This window comes from Pseudonocardia sp. SID8383 (assembly GCF_009864975.1).
Classification (GTDB): Bacteria; Actinomycetota; Actinomycetes; order Mycobacteriales; family Pseudonocardiaceae; genus Pseudonocardia; species Pseudonocardia alni.
Map to the genome: position 1 here is coordinate 1 of NZ_WWFY01000434.1, position 824 is coordinate 824.

Sequence of the window (824 nt, forward strand, 5' to 3'; positions counted from 1 at the left end):
GCCCGGCGCGACACCAGGCAGGCGAGCGCGGCGACCGGCCAGAAGTGCCGGGTCAGCGCCGACGCCGTCTGCCACAGCGCCCCGGACAGGCCGAGCGCGGTGAGCAGGGCCGCCCCGCGCCGCGGATGGTCGAGCCGGGGCAGCTTCCGGGACAGCCGTTCGGTCGCGACCCCGGTGACGACGGCGGCGAGCGCCGTCGCCCCCCGCCGCTGGGCGAGCAGGAGCAGACAGACCGCCGCCGTCCAGGGGGAGAGGATCACCGGCGGCACCGCCCCGGGGTGCCTGCGCGCCAGCGGCGCCGCCCCGGTGCCGTAGAACGCCTTGCGCCGCAGCCACTCCCCCGGGTGGGTGCGGTGGTCGTGGGCGACCCGCGCGACGGGTTCGAAGCGCATCTCCCAGCCGGCCGCGTGCAGGCGCAGGACGAGGTCGACGTCCTCGGCGACGTGCATCCGCGGGTCGAACGCGACCGGCCCGACCGCCGACACCCGGACGAGCATCGCCGCGCTCGGCACGTAGGCGACACGGGACCGCGGCACGATCAGTGCCGGGTCGGGCCCCAGGTCCAGCGACGACCGCACCGCCTCGTAGCGCCCGACCGCCCCGCGCAGCCCGCCGCCCCGTTCCGGGTCCGGCGCCACGATCCGCGGTGCGACGAGACCGACCGCGGGGTCGGCGAGGTGGGCGAGCAGCGGGGGGAGCCAGCCGGGTTCGGGGACGACGTCGGAGTCGAGGAACACCACGAACGGGGTGGTCGCGGCGGCGAGGCCGGCGTTGCGGGCGGCCGCCGGGCCGCGCGGGGTGGCGTGCCGCAGGACCGTCCCCCC

1 protein-coding gene is annotated in these 824 nt (G+C 78.8%); it reads right to left on the bottom strand.

The window, feature by feature from the left end; all coding sequences use genetic code 11:
- The coding region (mftF, locus tag GTW08_RS10685) for a mycofactocin biosynthesis glycosyltransferase MftF (RefSeq protein WP_161151841.1) at positions 1-824 on the bottom strand (824 nt) is incomplete at both ends.